Source organism: Pseudomonas sp. P5_B2 (assembly GCF_056400445.1).
In genome coordinates this window covers 1-4,747 of the sequence record NZ_JBFULH010000319.1, presented here as the reverse complement: position 1 = coordinate 4,747, position 4,747 = coordinate 1, and the positions used below count along the sequence as shown (strand labels likewise).

Annotated in this window: 4 protein-coding genes and 1 pseudogene; 2 read left to right on the top strand and 3 right to left on the bottom strand. The window is 59.6% G+C overall.

All coding sequences use genetic code 11. The features are described from left to right. Window positions 1-487: TolC family protein (locus tag AC1DRJ_RS19385; RefSeq protein WP_477803569.1), on the top strand; the 487-nt coding region annotated here is incomplete at its 5' end. Window positions 488-597: 110 nt separating this feature from the next. Here the strand turns inward: AC1DRJ_RS19385 and AC1DRJ_RS19380 are convergent. Genes AC1DRJ_RS19380 through AC1DRJ_RS19370 form a run of 3 tightly spaced genes read right to left on the bottom strand, consistent with a single transcriptional unit; the run spans window position 598 to window position 3,893 of the window. After that, window positions 598-1,563 (bottom strand): HlyD family secretion protein, encoded by a 966-nt coding sequence (locus AC1DRJ_RS19380; RefSeq protein WP_477803568.1) that lies wholly within the window; start codon window positions 1,561-1,563, stop codon window positions 598-600. 4 nt (window positions 1,564-1,567) lie between these two features. Beyond that, window positions 1,568-1,768, bottom strand: coding sequence for a DUF1656 domain-containing protein (locus AC1DRJ_RS19375; RefSeq protein WP_007949274.1), 201 nt, complete (start codon window positions 1,766-1,768; stop codon window positions 1,568-1,570). Then, the gene (locus AC1DRJ_RS19370) at window positions 1,758-3,893 is read right to left on the bottom strand and encodes an FUSC family protein (protein ID WP_477803567.1); all 2,136 of its coding nucleotides are present in this window, start codon (window positions 3,891-3,893) and stop codon (window positions 1,758-1,760) included. Before AC1DRJ_RS19370 ends, AC1DRJ_RS19375 begins: the two co-directional genes overlap by 11 nt. Window positions 3,894-4,077: 184 nt before the next feature. Between AC1DRJ_RS19370 and AC1DRJ_RS19365 the strand changes: the two are divergent. Further along, window positions 4,078-4,747: pseudogene (locus AC1DRJ_RS19365) on the top strand (hypothetical protein); the annotation flags it as partial.

Sequence of the window (4,747 nt, the reverse complement as noted above, 5' to 3'; positions counted from 1 at the left end):
CCCTCGGGTCAGCCTCAGCGGCTTCCTGGGTTTCACCGCCGGTCGTGGTTCGCAAATCGGTTCCTCGGCGGCCAACGCCTGGGCACTGAGCCCCGCCATCACTTGGGCGGCGTTTGACCTTGGCAGTGTCAAGGCGCGTATACGCGCTGCCGATGCGGATGCCGAAGGCGCGCTGGCGACTTAYGAGCAGCAAGTGCTGTTGGCGCTGGAGGAATCGGAAAACGCGTTCAGCGATTACGGCAAACGGCAGCAACGGTTGATCTCACTGATTCGTCAGAGTGAATCGAGCCGCGCCGCCGCCGACCTGGCCGAGATTCGCTACCGCGAAGGCACGGCGGACTTCCTCGTCCTGCTCGACGCTCAACGCGAGCGACTGGCCGCTGAAGATACCCAGGCCCAGGCCGAAACCGAACTGTATAGCGGCATTGTCGCAATTTACAAAGCCTTGGGCGGTGGCTGGCAACCCGAGACGGTCGCCAGCAAGTAAGCTTTTTAAAGAGCTCCTTTGGTTGGCCGCAACCAACCAGATTTTTTAGCCCTGCGCCTCATTCGGTCGCGGGGCTTTTTTTGGGCTGCAGTTTCTCAAACCCACAGGGGTTAGTGGGTTGCCTTGTCATCGTGGTTTTCGAGGACGGTGACGGTCGCCGTTGTCCCGGCGCGAAGGATGTTTTTGCTGGCATAGTCGGCGTCGATCTGAATCCGTACCGGCACCCGTTGTGCAAGCTTGACCCAAGTGTAGCTGGGGTTGATGCTGGCCAGCAGGCGTCCACCCGGCAGGTTTTCTCGGTCGGCGATTGCAACGGCGATGCTTTGCACGGTGCCGCCGAAGGCTTCGCCGCTCATCAATTCGATGTTGACCCGGTCGCCCTCTGCGATGCGCGGCAATTTGGTCTCTTCAAAGTATCCGCTGACATAAAACGACTGGCTGTCCACCAGTGCCAACAGTGGGCCGCCGACAGTGGCATAGTCGCCCTGACGGGTCAGCAGGTTGGTGACATAACCGGTGACGGGCGATTCGACCCGAGTGCGTTGCAAGTTGAGTTCGGATTGGGTCAATGCCGCGGTGGCCAATTCCACATTGGCCTGGGCCAATATCAGATTGGCCTGGTTGCGGAGCAGATCGGCTTCAGCCACGGTCACCTCCGTGTTGGCTTTTTCCCACTCTTCACCAGAGATTGCCGAGCGCTCCTTCAGCGTACGCCGCCGGTGCTCTTCGCTGCGTCGCTGTCTGAGCAGTGATTCGCTGGCGGCAATCGCCGCCTGGGACTGCCCCAGTGAAGCTTTCGCCACTTCTACTGAACGTTTGGAGTGTTCCACTGCCAGGGTGTAACGAGCCGGGTCGATTTCCAGCAGTAACTGACCTTTCTCAACATGCTGGTTGTCTCGAACCCCCAGCCTGACGATGCGCCCTGAGACATCGGCAGACAACGTCACCACATCAGCGCGCACCCGCGCATCCCGTGTCCAGGGGGCTCGGGTGTAATGTTCCCAGGCAAACCAGCCAAGAATGAAGGCCAGCACTACAACGCCCAGTGTGACGAGTCGGGGAAGGATGTTCTTCAAGGCATCAGGCTCCCATTACCAGAATCAACGTTGCGCACACGCAGGCATACAGCGCGCCCTCGAATAACGCTTCATGCCAGACAAAACGCAGCACGCCGAGGCGACGCAAGCCCCAGTCCAGCGCGAGAAAGATCGGCAGCGCCAGGAGCAGCGCCTGAGCGATTGGCGGCAAGTACACGCCACCCAGTTCAAAATCAATGGGCAAGGGCTGGCACTCCCGCGACATCTACAGGTTGAAAGTACTCGCGGTATCGCTGTATGAACGACTCCACGATCAGCAGCGCCACACGCATCCGGAACACCGACCACAGGTGCTCGTGAACCTCCAGATGCAGATCGTCCAGCTCGTCGCCCAGGGTGTGCAATTCCCCCAGCAGGCGGTCGAGGTCTACCCCGGGCCGCCCGGCAACCCATCTTCCACAGTCCCGGACCGCCGCCAACAACCGGCGCTGTTGTTCTGAACTCAGCAAGGTGTTGCCCTGCCCCTGCTGCCTGAGCTGGTTCAACGCAACGCCCAGGGCCATGCACCCGAGGCTGACCTGAAACAATTCTCCGGAAGACTTGTCGCTGGTCGCCGGCAACAAGCCCAACATCATGGTCAGTCGATCGACCATGCGGCTTTCAAAGGCAAATTGCTGTTCGTCGGTGGCTGGCGCCTTCATCAAGGCACGGACTTGCTCAGCGTTTTCCTTGAATAGCCGGCGAATCCGCAAGCCGGGCCTGAACGGGAAGATCAAGGCGAAGACGCTCAATGCCAGCACCGTTGCGCTGACATAGGCGCCGGCGAACTCGAACCACTGAATCGCACTGTTCTGGCCGATACCGACGTTTTGCGGCCCCAACAATAGAAAGGTCGACAACCCAAGACCGACGCCAGTGCCGGTGGTCGCCGGCGTGGCGAGCCCCACCGCGACCGCGTACAGCAACGGCGCCAACATCAATGCCATCAGCTCGAAATTACTGATCATAGGCATCAGCATGAATTGATAAAGCGCCGACACCAGCAATGCCAGGCCCAGGCCCCTTGCATAGCTTTGCGCAGCCTGTAGCGGTCTGGGAAATGTTGCCATCAGCGAACAAAGAATCCCTACCAGAACCATTCCGCCGCGCGCGCCATCCCAACCCGTCTCGATCCAGATCAGCCCCGCAACCACAAACGCGGTAAAGGCCCGAATGGCGTTCATCGCGGCCAGGGTGAAATCCAGATGCAGCGGATTTTCCTGTCCCCGAAAGACGCTGCTGGCCTGACGTCCTTCCTGAATGGCGTCGCTCAATTCCAGAATCTGCTCCAGTTGCTGTAATAAACGCGCCTGCTCCCAGCGCAGAGCCCAAGCCAGCGAACGCAGCGTGGCTGGCATGGTTTCGGTCAGCTGTTCAGCCTTGTACGCCTGATCATCGAAACGCTGCTGCAATGCCGCAAAATGCTTGCGTGCATCGGCCGAGAGCGAGCGGCCCTTTTGCGCCAGTTCATCGAGAAACGTCAGTTCTTCGGCGCGCAAACGCTGTATTTCCAGAGGCAGATCACCTTTCCAGCGCTCGGTCAGCAGCTCCCGCTGATGGCGCAACGCCATTAACCGTGATGTCAGCAACACCAATTGATTTCCCAGCAACTGGACCAGGCTATTGGCACTGCGTAATCGAGGCGCATCGAAGTAAAGATGCCGACGTAATCCCTCAAGGGTGCTGATTTCACCTAACAGCTGCATTTGCCTGCGTTGGAAATCGGCGTCGCTTTCTTCGGTTCGAATGACGGCAGCGGCGTGTGTCGCCAGTAACTTGATCACTTGATCAATCTTGGTGAAGTAACTCCGGGCCACGGCTTCCGGACGCGCCGTCAGCAGGCTGACGACGCAGACACAAGCCACCGCCAGAAGCGTCTCGGTCAGGCGCGTAACGGCCAGCAGGAAAGTGCCGTCCTGATCAGGCACAGCCAACAACGCCACCACCACCGCCGTGTAGCCGCTGAGCACGAACGCCTGGGAACTGGTATAGCGCAACAAGGTGCCACCGGCGGTGCACAGCGCCAGCCACAGGGCCAGTGTGACGATGAACGGCAGCGGCGCCTGGGGAAAGATCGCCATGATCACCACCGCTGCGGCAGCACCCAGCGTGGTGCCGATGACCTGGCCGAAACTGCGAGCCAGTGCCATGCCGGCCAGAGGCTGGCTGACAATGACCACGGCCATGATTGACCACTTGGGTTGGTCGAGGTCGAACAGGAACGCCAGGTACAGCGTCAGCAACCCGGCCACGATGGTTCTCAAGGCAAACAGCAGCACCCCTTGTCCGGGATTGAGTATGGCCTTGAAGTATTGAAGCAACGGTTGCATGGGAACACTCTTGGAGTCATCTCTAGCAAGCGTAGTCACTGCTTGAAGGCCTCGACAGGTTTCAATGTCGACGGAACCTGTAGGCAAAATCGACGACATTGAGCCATGTCAGGGTTTGACTCACAGCCCGGCCTGACCGAAGCTGACGACCTTTGCAAAAGCTTGCCAGCTCCTGGATTCCTGCATGCCCCAGTCCCGCCGCTACTTGCTCATCAGTCTCTGTGTGCTGTTTGCCATCGCCAGCGCCTGGCTATTGCTGCGCAGCACAACGCCTGAAGTGCCCGAAGCCATCAAACGTGGTTACAGCGAGGCGTTGACTCAGGTGCGTGCCGGTCAACCGGGGGCTGCACGTGTGCTTTACCAGCAAATGGGCCGTCCCGATCTGTCGGCCAAGCGGCGCATCTGGCTGCATGCCGAGTTGCCCAATTACCCAAGCCCGCAGKCCCTGAAACTGGCGACCGCGGACCTGCAACACCCCAATGAAGACGTGCGGATCGCCGCGATCAAGAGCATCAGTGGGCTGGTCTCCTCCGGGCAACGCAGTCTATTAATTGGGCCGTTGCTCGATGACGACGTAGAAAAGGTGCGATTTGCCGCCGTCAACGCACTGCTGGGGCTGTCGCCGGATGATCTGGGGTTGTATTTCGGGCCGTTGGAGCAAGCGATCGATGCCTGGGAACTGGCCCTTAAAAGTCAACCGCCCAGCGCCCAGAACCAATACCAGTTAGCGCGTCTGCACCTGCACAACGCCGAACTGAAAGAGGCGCAGGAGGCGTTGGAGCGCACATTACAGCTGGACCCAGCCAATCTGCCGGCCTTGGTGATGCAAATTGATGTGCTCGACCGGCAAGGCC

Coding starts and splice junctions, on each gene's coding strand:
- AC1DRJ_RS19370 (WP_477803567.1), bottom strand. CDS start 3,893: ATGCAACCGTTGCTTCAATACTTCAAGGCCATACTCAATCCCGGACAA.